The sequence below is a fragment of the Neobacillus sp. DFD-2R genome (genome assembly GCF_057747865.1).
The window spans coordinates 2,112,148-2,131,192 of record NZ_CM173228.1; the positions used below are offsets into that span (position 1 = coordinate 2,112,148).

The 19,045-nt window shown below is 37.5% G+C and carries 16 protein-coding genes and 2 tRNA genes; all 18 read left to right on the plus strand.

Annotated features, from left to right (window positions below; translation table 11 throughout):
• Positions 1 to 214 precede the first annotated feature (214 nt).
• The gene (locus AC3ANV_RS10630) at positions 215 to 1,915 is read left to right on the plus strand and encodes an NAD-dependent malic enzyme (RefSeq protein WP_488313575.1); all 1,701 of its coding nucleotides are present in this window, start codon (positions 215 to 217) and stop codon (positions 1,913 to 1,915) included.
• Positions 1,916 to 2,006: 91 nt separating this feature from the next.
• Positions 2,007 to 2,951: an AEC family transporter gene (locus tag AC3ANV_RS10635; protein WP_488313576.1), complete on the plus strand. Its 945-nt coding sequence runs from the start codon at positions 2,007 to 2,009 to the stop codon at positions 2,949 to 2,951.
• 247 nt (positions 2,952 to 3,198) lie between these two features.
• On the plus strand, positions 3,199 to 3,876 hold the full coding sequence (locus AC3ANV_RS10640; protein WP_488313577.1) for a GDSL-type esterase/lipase family protein: 678 nt from the start codon (positions 3,199 to 3,201) through the stop codon (positions 3,874 to 3,876).
• Between the two features lie 401 nt (positions 3,877 to 4,277).
• Positions 4,278 to 4,487 (plus strand): hypothetical protein, encoded by a 210-nt coding sequence (locus AC3ANV_RS10645; RefSeq protein WP_488313578.1) that lies wholly within the window; start codon positions 4,278 to 4,280, stop codon positions 4,485 to 4,487.
• A gap of 306 nt (positions 4,488 to 4,793) precedes the next feature.
• Entirely contained in the window at positions 4,794 to 5,276 is a 483-nt protein-coding gene (locus AC3ANV_RS10650; RefSeq protein WP_488313579.1) for a YiiX/YebB-like N1pC/P60 family cysteine hydrolase, read from the plus strand.
• Between the two features lie 96 nt (positions 5,277 to 5,372).
• A tRNA-Gly gene (locus AC3ANV_RS10655) sits at positions 5,373 to 5,446 on the plus strand.
• Positions 5,447 to 5,456: 10 nt separating this feature from the next.
• Positions 5,457 to 5,530 (plus strand) — tRNA-Ile (locus AC3ANV_RS10660).
• A gap of 322 nt (positions 5,531 to 5,852) precedes the next feature.
• Positions 5,853 to 6,494 (plus strand): transcriptional regulator CcpN, encoded by a 642-nt coding sequence (ccpN, locus tag AC3ANV_RS10665; protein WP_488313580.1) that lies wholly within the window; start codon positions 5,853 to 5,855, stop codon positions 6,492 to 6,494.
• A gap of 16 nt (positions 6,495 to 6,510) precedes the next feature.
• Entirely contained in the window at positions 6,511 to 7,326 is an 816-nt protein-coding gene (locus tag AC3ANV_RS10670; RefSeq protein ID WP_488313581.1) for a pyruvate, water dikinase regulatory protein, read from the plus strand.
• Positions 7,327 to 7,328: 2 nt separating this feature from the next.
• The gene (gene ppdK / locus AC3ANV_RS10675) at positions 7,329 to 9,998 is read left to right on the plus strand and encodes a pyruvate, phosphate dikinase (RefSeq protein ID WP_488314182.1); all 2,670 of its coding nucleotides are present in this window, start codon (positions 7,329 to 7,331) and stop codon (positions 9,996 to 9,998) included.
• 258 nt (positions 9,999 to 10,256) lie between these two features.
• Positions 10,257 to 10,448 (plus strand): YbxH family protein, encoded by a 192-nt coding sequence (locus AC3ANV_RS10680; RefSeq protein WP_488313582.1) that lies wholly within the window; start codon positions 10,257 to 10,259, stop codon positions 10,446 to 10,448.
• Between the two features lie 125 nt (positions 10,449 to 10,573).
• The gene (locus AC3ANV_RS10685) at positions 10,574 to 10,636 is read left to right on the plus strand and encodes a hypothetical protein (protein WP_488314183.1); all 63 of its coding nucleotides are present in this window, start codon (positions 10,574 to 10,576) and stop codon (positions 10,634 to 10,636) included.
• A gap of 219 nt (positions 10,637 to 10,855) precedes the next feature.
• A complete protein-coding gene (locus tag AC3ANV_RS10690) occupies positions 10,856 to 13,435 on the plus strand; it encodes a DEAD/DEAH box helicase (protein ID WP_488313583.1) in 2,580 nt (859 codons plus the stop codon).
• Positions 13,436 to 13,731: 296 nt separating this feature from the next.
• On the plus strand, positions 13,732 to 14,256 hold the full coding sequence (locus AC3ANV_RS10695) for a hypothetical protein (RefSeq protein WP_488313584.1): 525 nt from the start codon (positions 13,732 to 13,734) through the stop codon (positions 14,254 to 14,256).
• 301 nt (positions 14,257 to 14,557) lie between these two features.
• Positions 14,558 to 15,766: an MFS transporter gene (locus tag AC3ANV_RS10700; RefSeq protein WP_488313585.1), complete on the plus strand. Its 1,209-nt coding sequence runs from the start codon at positions 14,558 to 14,560 to the stop codon at positions 15,764 to 15,766.
• Positions 15,767 to 16,099: 333 nt separating this feature from the next.
• Positions 16,100 to 17,584: a D-alanyl-D-alanine carboxypeptidase/D-alanyl-D-alanine endopeptidase gene (dacB, locus tag AC3ANV_RS10705; RefSeq protein ID WP_488313586.1), complete on the plus strand. Its 1,485-nt coding sequence runs from the start codon at positions 16,100 to 16,102 to the stop codon at positions 17,582 to 17,584.
• A 145-nt stretch (positions 17,585 to 17,729) separates the two neighbouring features.
• Positions 17,730 to 18,506: a hypothetical protein gene (locus tag AC3ANV_RS10710; protein ID WP_488313587.1), complete on the plus strand. Its 777-nt coding sequence runs from the start codon at positions 17,730 to 17,732 to the stop codon at positions 18,504 to 18,506.
• 17 nt (positions 18,507 to 18,523) lie between these two features.
• Positions 18,524 to 18,985 (plus strand): hypothetical protein, encoded by a 462-nt coding sequence (locus tag AC3ANV_RS10715; protein ID WP_488313588.1) that lies wholly within the window; start codon positions 18,524 to 18,526, stop codon positions 18,983 to 18,985.
• Positions 18,986 to 19,045: the final 60 nt, after the last annotated feature.

A 19,045-nucleotide genomic window follows, 5' to 3' on the forward strand; every position in this document is an offset into this window, starting at 1 on the left:
TAGTTTCATAAGTTAAATAACATAGAGATTTGAACAAAATGTGTCTAGTATAGAAAGGTAAAATACTAGACGTACGTACATCTAAGAAATTAATTGCTAGGTCTAGTTCCATTTATTTAACAAAATGTACTAAAATAACTGAGCTTTGCTTTCCGGAGAGCAAGCCGACATACGCCAAAGACTTCATATACATCATTAGAAAGAAGGAAGTTTCATGTTTACTACTATAAAACCAAAAACTAAAAATATTCTTATTACTACATTAAAGGGAAGAGATCTTCTTGCCAATCCTTATTTCAATAAAGGTGTGGCTTTTACAAAAATAGAAAGGGAAGAGCTTGGTTTAAATGGTTTATTACCGGCGCAGGTGCTTAACCTTGATGAACAAGCAAAAAGAGCCTACGAACAATTCTCCGCTCAAGGGAGCAATATCCGTAAAAACGGATTCCTATATGATCTACATGACCGCAACGTTGTACTTTTCTATCGTTTGTTAAAAGACCACTTAAGTGAAATGCTTCCTATTATCTATACACCAACAGTTGGAGAAGCAATCCAAAGATACTCCCATGAATACCACCGTCCCGGCGGCATGTACCTATCCATTGACAACCTTGAGGGAGTAGAAGATGCATTTAAAAACTTGGGACGCGATGGAATTGATTTAATAGTAGTAACTGACTCTGAAAGTATTCTTGGAATCGGGGACCAGGGTGTAGGCGGCATTAACATTGCCATCGGTAAATTGGCTGTTTACACAGCAGCAGCCGGCATTAACCCAAGTCGTGTATTACCTGTCGTACTTGATGTAGGAACAGACAACGAAAAACTCATCAACGATCCTTTATACATCGGGAACAAGTTCGGCCGTGTCCGCGGTAAGCGTTACGATGATTTTATTGATTTATTTATCGCGACTGCAAAGAAATTCTTCCCTGAAGTATTGCTTCACTGGGAAGACCTTGGAAATGTGAACGCTCGAAATATCATTGAAAAATATGGCGATAAAATACTTACTTTTAATGATGATATTCAAGGTACAGGTGCCGTAACCTTAGCTGCGATTATGTCTGCATTGCAAATTACCGGCCAGTCTCTAAAAGATCAGCGTGTTGTCGTATTCGGACCAGGTGCTGCAGGTATCGGAAACGCCGACCAAATGGTGGAAGCGATGATTTTAGATGGAGTATCCGAAGAAGAAGCTTATGACCGTTTCTGGGCTGTCGACTACCGTGGATTGTTAACTGATGATATTGACGATGTCTTTATGTTCCAACAGCCTTATACGCGTGAAGCAGCAGAAGTGAAACACTGGGAACGAACAGAAGCAGGGATTATCTCTTTATTAGAAGTTGTTAAGAGAGTGAAACCAACCATTTTGATCGGAACTTCCGGACAAACCGGTGCTTTCACAGAGGAAATTGTCAAAGAAATGGCAAAACACACGGAGCGTCCAATCATCATGCCGATGTCAAATCCAACTGCATTAGCAGAAGCTGTACCGGAAGACTTGATTGAATGGACAGAAGGAAAAGCGTTAATCGCGACAGGAAGCCCGTTCAATAACGTTGAATATAATGGTGTTTCTTACGAAATCGGACAGTCAAACAATGCGTTTGTCTTCCCGGGTCTTGGACTTGGAGCAATTGTGGCAAAAGCAGAAACTATTTCAAAAGGTATGCTTGCGGCTTCAGCAAATGCCGTTGCCAAAATGTCAGACAGCAGTCTACCCGGTGCTTCATTATTGCCTTCAATCAAACAGTTACAAGAGGTATCAAAGGCTGTAGCTATTGAAGTGGCTAAGACTGCGATCGCTGAAGGTATTGCAAAAGCAGAAATCAAAGATATCGAAAAAGCGGTTACCGATGCAATGTGGAAACCTGAATATAAAATAGTTACCCGTCGGGTAAAATAGGTTCACGCCAGTTTTGGTTGAAGGGCTTGCTCGAACCCTTGGGCAGGCCTGGGCCAATCTTAAATTTTGGGGAAAGTGAAGTGTAGTTGTCATGTCAGTTGGAAATATCTTTTTAACCTTAATACCAATCTTCTTTACGATCATTGTTGGTTATTTAGGTGGTTATTTTAAAATCTTTAATGCCGAATCCTCTAAGGGCCTGAACACTTTAGTGACAAAATTTGCGCTGCCAGCGCACTTATTTATTGGAATTACCACTACATCAAAACAAACATTAATAGACCAATGGTCATTCTTCTTAACAATGACGATCGGCATTATTGGTTTTTATATAATCTTATTTATTGTAGCCCGTTTGGGATTTAAATACGACTTAACAAAAGCGTCAATGTTTTCATTAAACTCAACTCAGCCTGCGTTCGCCTTCATGGGTATTTCCGTTCTCGGAAGCTTATTCGGTGCACAGGAAATTGCGATACCAGTGGCGATTACAGGTATTGTCGTAAATGCGCTTTTAGATCCGATCGCAACAATTGTTGGTACAATAGGTCAGACCAATGTGAAAACAGCGGGTGACAAGTCAAACACTTTAGGAATTATTCTACATGGACTAAGCGAACCACTTGCTGCCATGCCATTATTTGCAGTTATCTTAACACTATGTGGTTTCCAAGCTCCTGAAATCTTGAAGACTTCTTTTGAGCAAATTGGTTCTGTAACTTCGGGTGTAGCTTTATTTGCAGTAGGGGTCACCGTAGGGATCCGTAAAATTAGCTTCCAAAAAGTTGCAGTTGGTATTTCTGTATTAAAAGTAATTGCCATTCCATTATTTATGATCTTTATCACAAACTTGATCGGCTTGGATCATAAAGATACCATTAAAGCTATTTTACTTGTAGCATTCCCTGGATCAGCTGTAGCGGCAATGATCTCTTCAAGATTTAATTCATTAACAACCGAAACGGCTTCTTCGTTTGTTATTAGTACCATCTTATCTTTAATTTCATTGCCAGTTTATATTTCCTGGTTAATGTAATTACTATGCCCTCCTGTGACGGAGGGTTTTTTACTGTTAAGATTGTGAAAAGATTAACAAACTTATTATAATGAAATTCTTATGATTTGGGAAGGGGTTCTTTGAATTTTTTCAACTTTACAAGGAGAACTTATTAATAATAACCAATTTTATCTATAGTTTCCTAATCTTCTAATGAAACTGCCGTATCTTCTACCCTCTTTCTATCATTTACTATTAGTAGACTGATAGAAAGGAGGTGCATATTGTGTCTCATAATAGTTCATCTAAACATTGTTTTCAATATACAGCACTAGGAGATTCCCTTGCCTTTGGTATTGGTGCTACGAATAACTTTGGCTACGTAAATTATTTTCGGGATTTTTTGGAAACACAATTCAGTTGTGTAAATTTGAAGAACCGTGCTGTTCCGGGTTTTACAAGTAGTGATTTACTTCGCCAACTAAAAAATGATACTGTCACACGGGAAGCCGTTAAACATGCCGGTTTAATAACCATTAGTATTGGAGGAAACAATTTGAATTGTGATATGAACGTAACATGCTTATCTAATGGGGTTGAAACATTTGCCAGAGATTGGACGAGAATTCTAAAAGAAATACGTGATTCTATTGGTTCTAGGGCAGAATTATTCATAATGACAGTATATAACCCTTTTAGAGGTGATGACCCTAATTTTCAATTTGCAGATTTCTATATCCAAAAGATTAATAAAATTATTAAAAAAAGGAAATATCTCTCAAAATACGATTATAAAGTTGTTGACGTCCATGCAGACTTCCTAGGACAATTCCCCGACGGACAATGGAAAGTATGTACATGGACACATTTCTGTGAAACTCCACCTAATGCACATCCCACTGATACTGGCTATTTAGAAATCGCACGTTTACATGAAATAAAATTCCTCAAACATCATTTTTAGAAAATTAAACATTAATTATATAGCACATTTGACCGGCTGGATTTTGCCGGTTTTTTTTAGTGGTTTTATGATTATCCATGTTTTTTATCTACTAATAGTAGATGATATATGAAGTAGAAATGGAACGGCAATTAATTTTAGATATAGCAAAATATTCTACTAATTTTTATGAGAATTATAACCGGGATTACCACCATTATTCGCAAAGGTATACAAATATGTTACTGAATGCATGGAAAATAGTTAGAGACTTGAAAAGGCAATAGAAGTGAGTTCCCAACGTGATTAAATTCACAAGGAGGTTTTTTGGAATTGAAGACGAATATAATAATATAGGTAATTTGCTCTGTGGAGGTGACTATAGGGAGAGTTGACAATTTTCTCTAGGAGTTGATACAGCAATGTGTGAAGATTGCACTAGATTACATGAACAATTACAGATACAAGCAGAAGAAATGTTCAGATTACGTAAACGTATTACAAGACTTCAAGGAGAATTGAAATACGAAAGACGTAAAAGTGCTGTATTACTTAAAGAGAAAAAAGACTTAAAACAAAGCCAACACTACCGCAATGGTCAAAAAAGAGGAAACAGAGGAAGGAACGGTTGAAACTTTAGAGTGTAAAAAGTAAAAGAGGATATTGTATAAAGGTTTGAATGGATTAGAAATAGCGCTAATATAGCGCTATTTTTTATGTTTTTAATCATTTAATATTAAAACTGAAATTTACGGGTAATTATTACAATTGTAAAAATAATTATTATGAAAATAAAAAGTTATCTTAAATAACTATAATATGGCAGCAGTGTATATGAGATTAAAAAGAAAAATAGAAATATACCGGTTACCTAGTACGAATCTCTCTATGCTCACATATTTTATACTATTAGAACTAGTATAAAAGGGGTAGATATTGTGGGAGAATTATACCTTCAAAAAGGAGATATTATTCTTAAAAGAGGGACAGGCCGGTTAAGCAGTGGAATTGAATTTGTTACAGGTTCTCAATTTAGTCATGCGGCGTTAGTATTAGATCCAGAGAAAAAGCTGATTATTGAAGCATCACTCAATGGTGTTGTTCATTCTAAAATAGATAGCTTTATAGGTACTTCAACTGTTTTTCGCATGATGACTCTTACTGATGAACAAGCATCAAACATCGTAAAATTTGCAGAACAGCAGCTAGGTAAACCTTATGATTATGAGGAACTTGTGGACATGTTCCTCAGATATGTATTCCATATTCCTAATAACAGTACCGAGAAAGGAAGGTATGTTTGTTCTACCTTTGTTAATGCGGCTTATGCAAGTATAGGGATTAAATTGACTAAACAAAACCTTCCGTCGCCTGAGGATATATATGAGTCTCCAATGTTAACTAAAATAGCTGATTTATAAGTCACTTAGTTTAGCTAAGTGTTTTTTTATTATTAGCCTATAGACGAATATATATTAGTTTGATATAATATAAATCGTCGTATTGAAAAAATACCTGCGGGTGTAGTTTACTGGTAAAACCTCAGCCTTCCAAGCTGATGTAGTGGGTTCGATTCCCATCACCCGCTCCAATCCAAAACCGGGCCTATAGCTCAGCTGGTTAGAGCGCACGCCTGATAAGCGTGAGGTCGATGGTTCGAGTCCATTTAGGCCCATCATTTTAAGTTCTCATCTTAAATATAATAAGCCAAAACCGAACAAAAAGTTGTTCGGTTTTTTGTATTTTCTAAAACTCATAATAATACGATCTTTCTAAATTCCGGAAGAATCCCGTCAATAAAGACGGGATTCTTTATATATATTGACATCCTGGTAGTCATAAGCCTCTTTTCATTAATAGTTTCATATTTTGTCAAAAAAAGTATAAGTTATTGTTTCCCTTTTTGTTTAAATGTAATATACTAAATAAAAATAAGTATAACACATTAAAAACAAACACAAAGAATATAACATAATTATGTTAATAAGGGGGTGGCAATGATTAAACTTACTAAACGCCAGGATGAAATCCTCCAAATCGTAAAGGAAAACGGACCCATAACGGGGAAACAAATAGCTGATAAGCTTTCGTTAACAAGGGCAGCATTAAGGCCGGACTTAGCTATCCTAACGATGGCAGGGAACCTTGATGCAAGGCCTCGTGTCGGTTATTTTTTTAACCATAACTATGAAGTCAAGCTTCAGGCAGAGAAGTTTTTACACCAAAAAGTTGCAGATTATAAGGCACACCCCATTGTCGTAGAGAAATCTACTTCCGTCTATGATGCCATTGTCCAGTTATTTTTAGAGGATGTTGGAACCTTATATGCGGTTGACGGTGAAGGACTATTAGCAGGTGTTATATCAAGAAAAGACTTATTGCGAACAGCGATTGGCAACAGAAACCTCAATGAATTGCCTGTAAGTGTAATTATGACTCGAATGCCGAATATCATCACAATCAGTCCGGATGAAACTCTTTTAGAAGCCGCAAAAAAAATGATTACGAACCATATCGACTCCTTGCCTGTTGTGAAGGAATTGGATCAGACGAAGAATACATATTTACTAATTGGACGGATTACGAAGACGACGATAACACGGGCATACCTTGAAATTATGGATCAAAAATCAGGCTAAGGAGAGTGCAGCAATTTTGGGACAGAAAGAAGTTGTCTTTGTGGTATCAGACTCTGTTGGGGAAACAGCTGAGTTTGTTGTAAAAGCAGTAGCAACACAATTTAATGGTGGTCAAATTGATATTCGCCGCAATTCCTATGTGGATGATTTTGAAGATATTGAAGATGTCATTCTTCTTGCTAAGAAAGCCAATTCCATTATTGCGTACACCATCGTGGTAACTGAATTAAAAGAGTACTTGGATCGCCGCGCGACGGAAGAAGGGATCCTTGCTGTAGATTTACTAAGTCCATTGATGAATGCATTCATTAATAGATTTAACAAACAGCCTCATCATCGGCCGGGACTAATGAGAAAATTAGATGAAGAATACTTCCGAAAAATCGAAGCGATTGAATTTGCTGTGAAATATGATGATGGCCGTGACCCTAGAGGAATTTTAAAGGCGGATATTGTTTTAGTGGGAGTTTCCCGTACTTCCAAAACGCCCCTTTCCATGTATTTAGCGCATAAGCGGTTTAAGGTAGCCAATGTTCCATTAGTTCCGGAGGTATCACCGCCGGATGAACTTTTTGAAATTCCGAGGAAAAACTGTATTGGCTTAATTATTTCTCCCGATAAATTAAACGAAATTCGCAAGGAACGCCTGAAGGCTTTAGGACTGGCATCACAGGCGAACTATGCAAGCTTTGAACGTATTCTCGATGAACTGGATCATGCTGAAAAAATTATGAAGCGTGTTGGCTGCCCGGTAATTGATGTTTCAAATAAAGCAATAGAAGAAACAGCCGGCTTAATTTTAGAAGTGTTAAAAAAAGAGAGGAGCTTTTAATGATGGAAAAATTCGTTTATTTATTTCATGAGGGCCATGGCGAAATGAAAGAGTTACTGGGAGGAAAAGGAGCAAACTTAGCGGAAATGACGCGAATTGGCTTACCGGTTCCTTTTGGTTTTACGATAACAACACAGGCATGTAATGCTTTCTATGAAGCTGGAAAAACGATTCCATCTCCAGTAGAACAGCAATCATTAGAAGCGTTAAGCCGATTAGAAGAAAAGATGGGTAAAAAACTGGGAGACCCAAAAAATCCACTCCTTGTTTCCGTTCGGTCAGGCTCTGTTTTTTCTATGCCGGGAATGATGGATACCGTTTTAAATCTTGGAATGAATGATGAAACCGTATTAGGTGTAGCGAAATTAACCAATAATCCACGGTTTGCTTTCGATTCCTACCGCCGCTTCATTCAGATGTTTAGCAATGTCGTTCTTGAAATAGATACCTATTATTTTGAACAGTTTTTAGAAGAAACACGCGAGCAAAAGGGATATTCTGCTGACCCTGAAATGAAGGCAGAGGATTGGCAAGAGGTTATTGTTGGCTACAAAGGAATTGTAAAAAAGCATACACGAAAGGAATTTCCACAGGATCCAAAAGAGCAGCTATTTCTTGCCATTAACGCTGTGTTTAATTCTTGGAATAATCAACGTGCGATTGTCTACCGCCGCTTAAATAAAATACCTGACCACCTGGGTACAGCTGTTAATATTCAAAGCATGGTATTTGGTAATATGGGAAATGATTCAGGAACAGGTGTTGCCTTTACGAGAAATCCATCTACAGGGGAACATGTCCTTTACGGTGAATATTTAATCAATGCCCAAGGGGAAGACGTGGTTGCAGGCATTCGCACACCGCAGCCTATTGCAACCTTAAAAGATGAAATGCCAGGTGTATACAAGCAATTTGCAGATACGTGTAAACGTTTGGAACAGCATTATCAAGAAATGCAGGACATTGAATTTACTGTAGAACGAGGCAGGCTTTTTATTCTTCAAACTCGGAATGGCAAAAGAACAGCACAAGCTGCGATTCGCATTGCCGTAGAAATGGTCGAAGAAGGAATTCTTGATAAAAAGACGGCGCTGCTCCGTGTGGATCCTGATCAATTAAATCAACTCCTACATCGCCGCATCGATGACAAACATAAGCGTGTATTGTTGGCAAAAGGATTACCGGCATCTCCCGGGGCTGCGACAGGACAAGTGGTTTTTGACGCGGATGAGGCAGAACATTTAAGTAACGACGGAAAAAAGGTCATCCTTGTTCGCCCTGAAACAACACCGGATGATATTCATGGAATTGTAGCGTCTCAAGCGATTTTAACTAGCCGCGGTGGTATGACAAGCCATGCAGCTGTTGTTGCACGCGGAATGGGAAAAGCATGTATTTGTGGCTGTGAGGCGTTAAAAATCGATGTGAAAGCGAAGCAATTTAAAGTTGGTGAAACTGTGATTAATTATGGTGATATCATCACGATTGATGGTTCAACCGGTGAAATAATGCTAGGGGAAATACCAATGATCGATCCTGAGCTTTCAGATGAATTCCGGCTTTTACTAGCGTGGGCGGATCAAGAACGAAAAATCGGTGTTCGTGCCAATGCTGATAACCCTGAAGATGCAAAAAAAGCATTTGAATTTGGTGCAGGCGGGATTGGGTTGTGCCGTACTGAACATATGTTCATGGACCTTAAGAGAATTCCGATTGTCCAAAAAATGATTTTAGCTGAAAACTATAGTGAGAGGATGGATGCGCTGGGCCAGCTTTTACCGATGCAGCAAGGGGATTTTGAAGGAATCTTTGAAGCAATGCAAGGGCATCCGGTCACCATCCGTTTATTAGACCCGCCGTTACATGAATTTTTACCGGACAAAGAGGAGCTTTTAGTGGAAGTAACAAAGCTTCAAATCCTAGAGCCTACGTCAAAAGAATTGAAGGAAAAAGAGCAATTGCTCAAAAAAGTCCGCCAACTGGATGAGTTCAACCCAATGCTTGGCCACCGCGGCTGCCGCCTTGGAATGATACATCCGGAAATCTATGAAATGCAAGCAAAAGCGATTTTCTATGCTGCTGCTAGACTTGCTGAAAAAGGAATGGACGTACAGCCGGAAATCATGATTCCGCTTGTTGGCCATGTGAATGAGTTAAAGCAAATGCGTCAATTGGTCATCGATGCTGCGCATAGTGTTCAAGAAGAAACAGGGAAAGAATTCAATTACACTATTGGGACGATGATTGAAATTCCTCGTGCAGCCTTAACTGCTGACCAAATTGCGGAAGAAGCCGATTTCTTCTCATTTGGAACGAATGATTTAACACAGACCACGTTTGGATACAGCCGTGATGATGCAGAAGGAAAATTCCTGCAGGCATATATTGAAAATAAAGTGTTGCCGGAAAATCCATTTGCCGTACTTGATCAAGATGGCGTAGGAAAATTAGTGGAAACTGGAGTAAAACTGGGCCGAGGAACAAAACCGTCTCTCAAAACAGGTATTTGTGGTGAACACGGCGGTGAAAAGAGCTCGATTGACTTCTGTTACAAAACAGGGCTTGATTATGTAAGCTGCTCGCCATACCGTGTACCACTGGCACGATTGGCTGCTGCGCAAGCAACGATTCGCCATGAAAAAAATAAAGAAGGGGTTTACACAACAGCATAAAATTAAGGTGAGGACGGTTGCCGAGAGGCTGCCGCCTTTTTTGTAGAAAATGGAAAGTTTGCAAAAAAAATGAATAGAGTCGCGGGAAAAGATTTTATTTTAGACGGAATTAATTTAAAAATCTCGCGGGATTATTTAATTAGTCTGCGGAATAAAAGAGCTTTTTTGCGGAATCCTCTCAAAAAGGAATACCTCGAAGAGGATTACTCACTAAATTTCTGTTTATACTAAAAAATATTGCAAAAAAGGAGTTGTCACATGGGGGCAATTGAACGAAACGGTTATCGATTTGTGCCGGAATATAGTGTTATTCAACAAAACGGTGCCATACATGTATATAATAGAGATCATTTTATTGAAGAAATTCAATTTCAGTTTTCCGGTAAATTTCCCGAGCTGGATCAATTAGAAGAATTGGTTGATCACTATTGCGATCAACACAATATTTAAAGAACGCTTGTTCGATAATATATTTAATGGTATAATTAAAAATGCAATAGAATAGGATTCTCAAGGGTGGCGGCACATCTCCTCATGAAAGGGGGTGATGCTGTTTGACAGTTTTTCAAGCATTGATGTTAGCTATTTCATTCGCTAGTCTCATTATTGCCGTACTGTCATTTCACAAAAAAAAATAATCCACCCTTGAGCCGGCAAGCGTAAAAGGTGGATTACTGTCTTATATGCCGATTCCCCTATGGGAACCAAACTATTGTAGATCCGAGTGTGTCAGGTCATGCTCGGTCTTTTTTACTATATGCATCACTATGAATTTATTATACCTAACTATCGAGAAAAAAGAAATGTTTCTGCGCTTAATTGATAAAAATACCAAATTTTTTAGAGGAGTAAATTGGATGACTAAATTAACCACTATTTACCCTTCAGCCATTGAACACACAAAAATGAAACTATATGAAGATATTGATCATTATTTTGAAATGAAAGAAATTATACCGACATATGAGCAATATCTTCTCGATCGCAGTCATTACATTGAACAAATCTGGATTAATGTGTGGTTGAATAAATCAACCAACGATGTGCCGAAGAATGAAAAAAAGCTTTTCTTAAGTGAGAAAGGGTTCGAGGTTCAGGGAATAGACCGGAAAGTAGTCAATAAATTATTTCGGGATGAAATGCGAACCTATCGACCATTTGATGCTGTTGAATGGCTAAATGAAACATTTGAAGGAAATATGGAAAAATGGGAGAAACGTTATCTAAACGCGAAGGCTAACTATCTAAAAAGGGAAGAACAGAAACAACTGGAAGAACAAATGCAGTCCATAAGGATGGAAATAGAAGAAGCAGCGAGTGAAATTATTGAAGAGAATTATTTGACATCCTACTTATACGTCAGGCATTTCGTTGCTAGCCAACTAGCAGGAGATATCGAAAATAACCCTAAGTTTCAATCTGTTGATACCTTTGCATTAGAAGAAAAATTAGTAGATGAAGGGCATTTTAATCCAGCATCCTACACAACGGTATCATCATTTTTCGAAGAGTTAACCGGTGACATTCATAAAACGCTTCACTGGGGACGCAGCTATTTTGAATATCAGACGTATTTCTTCGTTTATGAAAGCTTAGTTTCTGATTATTTATCTGAATTTATACCGCAAAAGGTATTGGAGCAACTTCCAGCCAAAATTAGAAAAGAATTTCAAGATACATTTCAAAAGGAATTATCTGCATCTTTCGTAAAAGGGAGTATCTCACAGCTACTATATGATGTGGAAGGTTATTATATAGAGGATATACAGGAAGAATATTTATCCGATCTGTTAAAGCTAGCTAAGGTTCCATTTGATCTAACGGTTCATAAAGAGATTTTTGAAAAAGATTTAATGGAAAGAGAAAAGAAGCAGGCAGAAGAACAGGCAGAAATTCAACGCAAAAAAGAAGAAAAAACCCGGATGATGGAAGATATTTTTGGTCAAGAATACAATCCATCTTTAGAGCGGCATATACACTATGTCCTTCATATTGGAGAAACCAATACAGGGAAAACACATCATGCATTAGAGAGAATGAAAAAAGCCAATAGCGGTTTGTATTTAGCGCCTCTTCGGCTGCTGGCTCTAGAGGTTTATGATAAATTAAATTCGGAGGAAACACCTTGTTCCTTAAAAACCGGTGAAGAGGAAAAAGTTGTTCTTAATGCCCTACATACATCATGTACGGTGGAAATGTTCCATGAGAAAGAATATTATGAAGTCGTCGTGATTGATGAGGCGCAAATGATTACCGATAAAGACCGCGGATTCTCTTGGTATAAAGCGATTACAAAAGCCAACGCAAAGGAAGTACATATTATTGGCAGCAGAAACTCAAAAACAATGCTGTTGGAGCTTTTGGGAGATTCTGATCTAGAAATTCACGAATACAATCGTGATACTCCGCTTGAGGTGGAAACGAAGGAATTTCATATTAAACACATTAAAAAAGGGGATGCATTAATATGTTTTTCCAGAAGGCGTGTTCTTGAAACCGCCTCAAGACTTCAAAATGATGGTCATTCTGTTAGTATGATTTATGGCAGCATGCCGCCGGAAACAAGAAAAAAACAAATTCAGCAATTTAATGAGGGAAAAACCAAGGTTATTGTTGCTACAGATGCAATTGGAATGGGCTTAAATCTGCCGATACGGCGAATTGTATTTTTAGAAAATGAAAAATTCGACGGAACCAGAAGGCGTCTTTTAACTTCACAGGAGGTAAAACAGATTGCCGGTCGTGCAGGAAGAAAAGGGATATATGATATCGGGAAAGTAGCCTTTACCAATGATATTAAAATGATGAGGCGCTTACTTTTACAAGACGATGAGCCTGTGCATACATTCGCAATTGCACCAACCAACTCAGTGTTTGAACGCTTTCAAAGGTACTATCGTGACCTTGGGTCATTCTTTGAACTGTGGGGGAAATTTGAAAGTCCAAAAGGAACAAAGAAAGCCTCGCTTTCTGAGGAACGTTCACTTTATCAATTAATTATGGGGACCGAAATTGAAGCTCGGCTTTCGTTAATGGACCTTTATGGGTTCTTACACTTACCTTTTTCAAAAAATGAACCAGGGTTAACGAAGCAATGGGAAGAGACAATGTTAGCCATTGTTCAGGGGAGCGAGCTTCCTGAACCGATTATGAAAGAGGGGAGTCTAGAAGAACTCGAACTTACCTATAAAGCCATTGGACTCCATCTCCTGTTTTTATACCGATTGGGTCAGCCGACTGAAGCGGTTTACTGGGAACGACTACGAGAGGAAATAAGTGATAAGGTCCAAGATCGATTAAAAACGGATATCAAAAAATTCGTCAAAAAATGTAAAAATTGTGGGAGGAAATTACCTTGGGATTTTTCGTTTCCCATCTGTGATTCCTGTCATGCGGCAAGATATAGAAGATCCCGATACGAGGAGTATGATTTTTAATAGTTAAAATCTTATACAGCAAAAAAGGTATAATTCTCTTAATAATGAGGAATTATACCTTTTTAAATTTAATCCTAGGTAAAAGAATTCTGTTGATTGGAGCGAAAATCAATAGCCAAGTTTAAATAAATTTAAGGGACTTTTTCAGTGCCCTCCAAATCCCTCCTCCTCTTTTTAGGTATAAGAAGAATATTTTTTTATATTCCGAAAACCGACACTATTTGCATTATTTGCACTTTATATTATTACTATAAAGTATTCGTAGAGAAAATACATAGAAAAGAGGGGATTACCAAATGAAAAATGTAGTAACGAAAATCACAAATATGTTTTTCCCTGCTTTTATCTGTTTTGCGTTTATTTTTAGTATGTTATTTTTACCTGTATCCAGTTCAGATGCATATGCAAAATCATCTGTTACTAAGCATTCCGTGACTGAAAAAGCGACAACTTATATCACCTCCTTTAAAGTCATTCATGGAAAATTGGTAGGGAAATTTGATTATATTCAGTGGTATTTTGGAAAGGATGCAGATAGGGAATTTCAAAAAGATTGCAAGTGCAGCAAGGAGATGGATCATGCTCCTGACGGATATTGGATTCGAAACGTAAATCCAAAGATCCGTACATATCCTATTTCAAATTCTGCCCAATATGTTTTACAAACTCGCAGCTCTTATTCTATTAATTGGAATGAGAGAGTAACGAAAAATCAATTCCTCACCTTTTTGAAAGAACGAAATAAGAGTCATACCATTCCGTTTCACATTGAAGTAAAAAATGGAGTGGTGACAAAGATTACAGAACAGTATATACCCTAATCCTAAAAGATTGACGGATACGGGTTCAATTAAATAATGACAACCAAAGACCGCAATACTGTGGTCTTTTTCTTATCGTCCAGAAACAACAATATATTAACAATTTGATTTTAGATTGAAACATATACAGAACTACTTTATTTGGTACTTCATTTTAGTCTTATAAATGATTCTTTTCGATAGTATAATATTTCGGGAATGAAAATAAATGAATTTTATGATATTATTGCCGTAATTATAAATATCATTGGTAATGAAGTAGAAGGTACTATACTGATGATACATTGGGAGAGCGGAGAGCATGTTAAGGTGGAAACGTAATTTATGGGTCCTATGGATCGGAGTCTTTTTTGTCTCAGCAAGTTTTTCAATGGTTATTCCATTTTTGCCAATTTTTCTTCTTCAAATTGGTGTGCACCAACATACGGAAATGTGGTCAGGATTGATATTTGGTTCCGCTTTTTTTGCAGGAGCCATCTCTTCGCCCTTTTGGGGGAGGGTTGCTGATAAATATGGGAGAAAACCAATGATTATTCGGGCTGGTTTTGTACTGTTTATCATCTATACGTTAATGGCTTTTGTAACTAATCCGTATGAGATATTAGTATTGAGGATCATGCAAGGTTTATTAAGCGGATTTATCCCGGGCTCCATCGCATTAATTGGTACCAATACACCAAGTGATAAAGTAGGATATGCCCTTTCTATGATTTCTACCGGAACTGCTTCAGGAGGGATTGTCGGACCCCTATTAGGCGGGGGAATTGCTCACCTGGTAGGAAATAGATTGGCATTTGCTATTGCCGGATTCATCGTATTGATTCCGACCCTCTTGATTATTTTTTGGGTAAAAGAGGAAAATTTTACTCCAAGTAAGGACCGCGGCTCTGTTAAAAATGATGTCAAAGCAGCATGGAAAAATCGACCCTTGATGCTGGTCCTTGTTTTAACTGTGGTAACTACCTGTTCGTTAATGACTATTGAACCAATTCTTCCGTTATATATTGTAAAACTGGGAGGCTCATCTGATAAAGCTTCACTAATTGCCGGTATCGTCTTTTCGCTCCCCGGTATTGCAAGTGCACTATTTGCTCCATACTGGGGAAGATGGGCAGACAAAGTAGGATTTCAAAAAGTTCTAGTTATTGGATTACTGGGTGGTGGAATGGGAACATTTGCCCAAATTCTATTTAACGAAATTTGGGGATTCTCCATTATCCGTTTTGTTTTTGGTGCATTTTTCTGTGCTGTCTTCCCGGCATTAAATGGGCTCGTCGTGAAGTCAACACCCGACGATTTCCGCGGTAGAGCATTCGGGTTAAATCAAACCGCCAATCAAATAGGGGGGATGATTGGCCCCATGATCGGCGGCTTTATTGGCGGAATTTTTCCGGTACAAATTGTATTTGTCATAACAGGCATCTTACTATTAGTCGCAACAGGAATCGCTTATTGGAAAGCCAAGGAATTAAACAGTTCGTTGAGGAGGACAGTAATTCCAGGAAAGTAGTATGAGAAAATTCCGGTCCTGTTCTTAGTAATTTTGTACTGAAATCGCTTTTAGTAACGGGTTCATACAGAGATGCAAAAATTTAAATCACAAGGAAACACACTGCATTCACATTAGAAATAGTGTGTTTTTTTTGTTGTTATAGCAAGGTTTCTATACACTTTTACGTTCTTTTCGCATATGAATTCACACAGGCACCACAGAATTGGGCATATTTAGTAAAAATATAATTGTTGTGAGAGAATAGATTTAAATGTAATAAACTACCTTGAAGGTTTTTTAATTTTTAATTTCGATTAATTGGACAAGCTCCAGGGAAGGTTGGAATAAGTTTTGTTTAAAAAAATGAAAATCTACATACTCATGTCATTCATACTAATAGGGACTTTAATACCTTTCAAAAATGAACACGCTGTTATTGCTGCCGAGGACACAGGCACGTTGACACAACAGTTAAATCAACTAGTAAATAAGGAACTTGGCTTACAAGGAGCAATCGCTGGTGTCAGCATTCGTTCAGCAGATAATGGAAAAATCATATACGACCATCTTGGTGATATCCGATTACGGCCGGCATCCAATCTAAAACTATTAACTGCAGCAGCAGCGATTTCTGTCTTGGGTGAAAATTACTCGTTTGTTACGGAAGTGCTCACAGATGGACCATTGAAAAGGAATACGTTAAAAGGAAATCTTTATCTAAGAGGAAAGGGTGACCCTACCTTATTAAAATCAGATTTTGATAAAATGGCAGCGGAAATTCAAAAACGAGGCATTAAAAAAATAGACGGAAATCTTATAGGTGACGATTCTTGGTATGATAATGTCCGTTATTCAAAGGACCTCCCATGGAGTGATGAAACCACATATTATGGGGCTCAAGTTTCTGCGCTAACTGCCTCACCAACAAAGGAATTCGATGCAGGTTCCGTTTTGATTGAGGTGAAACCGGGAGCGGGCAGTGGGGACAAGGTTAATGTTAAGGTTACCCCGAAAACAAACTATGTAAAATTAATAAATCACGCAGTAACCGTTCCGGCAGATGGTAAAAAAGGTATCACCATTGAACGGGAACATGCCAAAAATACGATTACGATTAGTGGAACAATTCCGATGCAATCGAAGGAACAAAAAGATTGGATCTCCGTATGGGAGCCAACAAGTTATGCTCTCGCTCTTTTTAAGCAATCATTAACCGAACATGAAATTAAATTTTCCGGAAAAATAAAAACAGGAATAGTTCCTGAACATGCACAAATTTTAACAGTCCATCGATCGATGCCGTTATCCGGCCTCCTTGTTCCATTCATGAAGCTGAGCAACAATGGCCATGCTGAAATCTTAGTCAAAGAAATGGGAAAAACGGTTAAAGGGGAAGGGACCTGGGAAAAAGGTCTTGAGGTATTGGAATCCGAGATAGCCAAATTTGGTGTTAACACCAAAACAATGGTCATAAGGGATGGGTCAGGAGTTTCACACATTGATTTAATTCCCGCTAATCAAATCTCGGAACTGTTGTTTGCTGTTCAGAAAGAAAAGTGGTTTTCAGTGTACCTTAATTCGTTACCTGTTTCCGGTGAAAAGGGAAAATTGGTAGGGGGAACATTAAGAAATCGATTGAAAAATCAACCGGTAAAAGGAAAAGTTCATGCAAAAACAGGGACCATTTCTACAGTCAGTTCATTATCAGGATATGTTACAACAAGAAGTGGGCGAACATTGATCTTTTCAATATTATTAAATAATATGCTGGATGATTCGAAGGGGAAGCAGATCGAAGATAAAATGGTTACTATATTGGCAAATCAATACTACTAGTCCATGAAAAAGCTTACCTTCTTGGTGAGCTTTTTACTTTTGCAAACATTGCGATTTTTAAGTAATGAATATTGATAGGATATCCTGTAAAAACTATAATCACAAATTAATCTAATAAAAAGCTTAGTATTTCCCGGAGGTCTCCATGAGCAAATCATCTGCACAAAGGACCGAAATTCGTAATATTGCTGCCTTTATTTCTCCACTTTCCATCAATTATTTACACTTAAGAAACCCCTGGGTTTCAGCATTCTGGTCAGCAGCATTCCCCGGTTTAGGGCAAATTATGATGGGTAAATATATTATCGGTTACGGATTAATCATTTGGGAATTTTTTATTAATCAGAAGGCAGGGTTAAATTTAGCGATTGTTTATTCGATGATAGGTGAGTTTGATCAGGCTAAGCATGTCCTGAATACAAGATGGTTTTTATTATATATTCCATTGTATATATATGGTATTTGGGATAGTTTTACCAGAACAATATTATATAAAAAAGATTATTTTTTAAGCTACAAAAAAGGCTATCCTGTGATTTCAAAAAATATTAACACATTTGAGTTGAATAAACTTGAAAAGCGCAATCCATTATTTTCTTTAGTTTGGTCTATTTTTACACCCGGCATGGGATATTTATATATAAATCGCCAGTTATCAGTATTTATCTTTTTTCTATGGTTTATTGTTATCGTTTATTTTTCAAAACTATTGCCGGCTATTCATTTTACTATGGTTGGTAATTTTCAGGCATCGAAATTGATTTTAAATCCTCAATGGTTTTTATACATACCTTCTATTTATCTTTTTGTGATCTATGATTCTTTTGTACAAACAGTTGAATACAATAAAATCTTTGAAAAGGAACAAGCATTTCATTTTAAAAGGGAATATCAGAATAAGGATTTTATTATGCCAAATTAAGCAGGTGAAGGATTGAAATGTATGTTGTTGCTACTTTTCAGCATTCGAAAAATATCGAAATGGCGATTGCTGACATCGAAAATATCGGCTTAGAAAATAATAAAATTCTTGTTCTGCCATTGGACAAGCGGAATGATAAAACAAAAATCTTTGATACGATCTATGATTCTAATGGTCAAAGTTATGTTGATACGGCTGCGATATTAGGAATGATTTTTATGCTTTTAGGAGCAATTTATGGGTTTGTGTTAGAATGGGGTCCCATTTTATGGGCATTAATCGGCCTAGTATTTGGCATACTCCTGGGTTTTTTAGTTCGTTATTTTTATAATAGAGGCGAAAAAAATCAGCATGTGGCAGTAGAGTGCAAGTCTGAAATTGTCGTGATCATTCACTGTGAGGAAAATCAAGAAGAGAAGGTAACAGAAATCCTTTGGGGGCATGTTGCAATAGGGGTAGCGACATATAAAAATTCATAGATATCAATACATAATTCATTTAGAATTATAATAGAAATATCAAATAAAAATAGGAGGTGC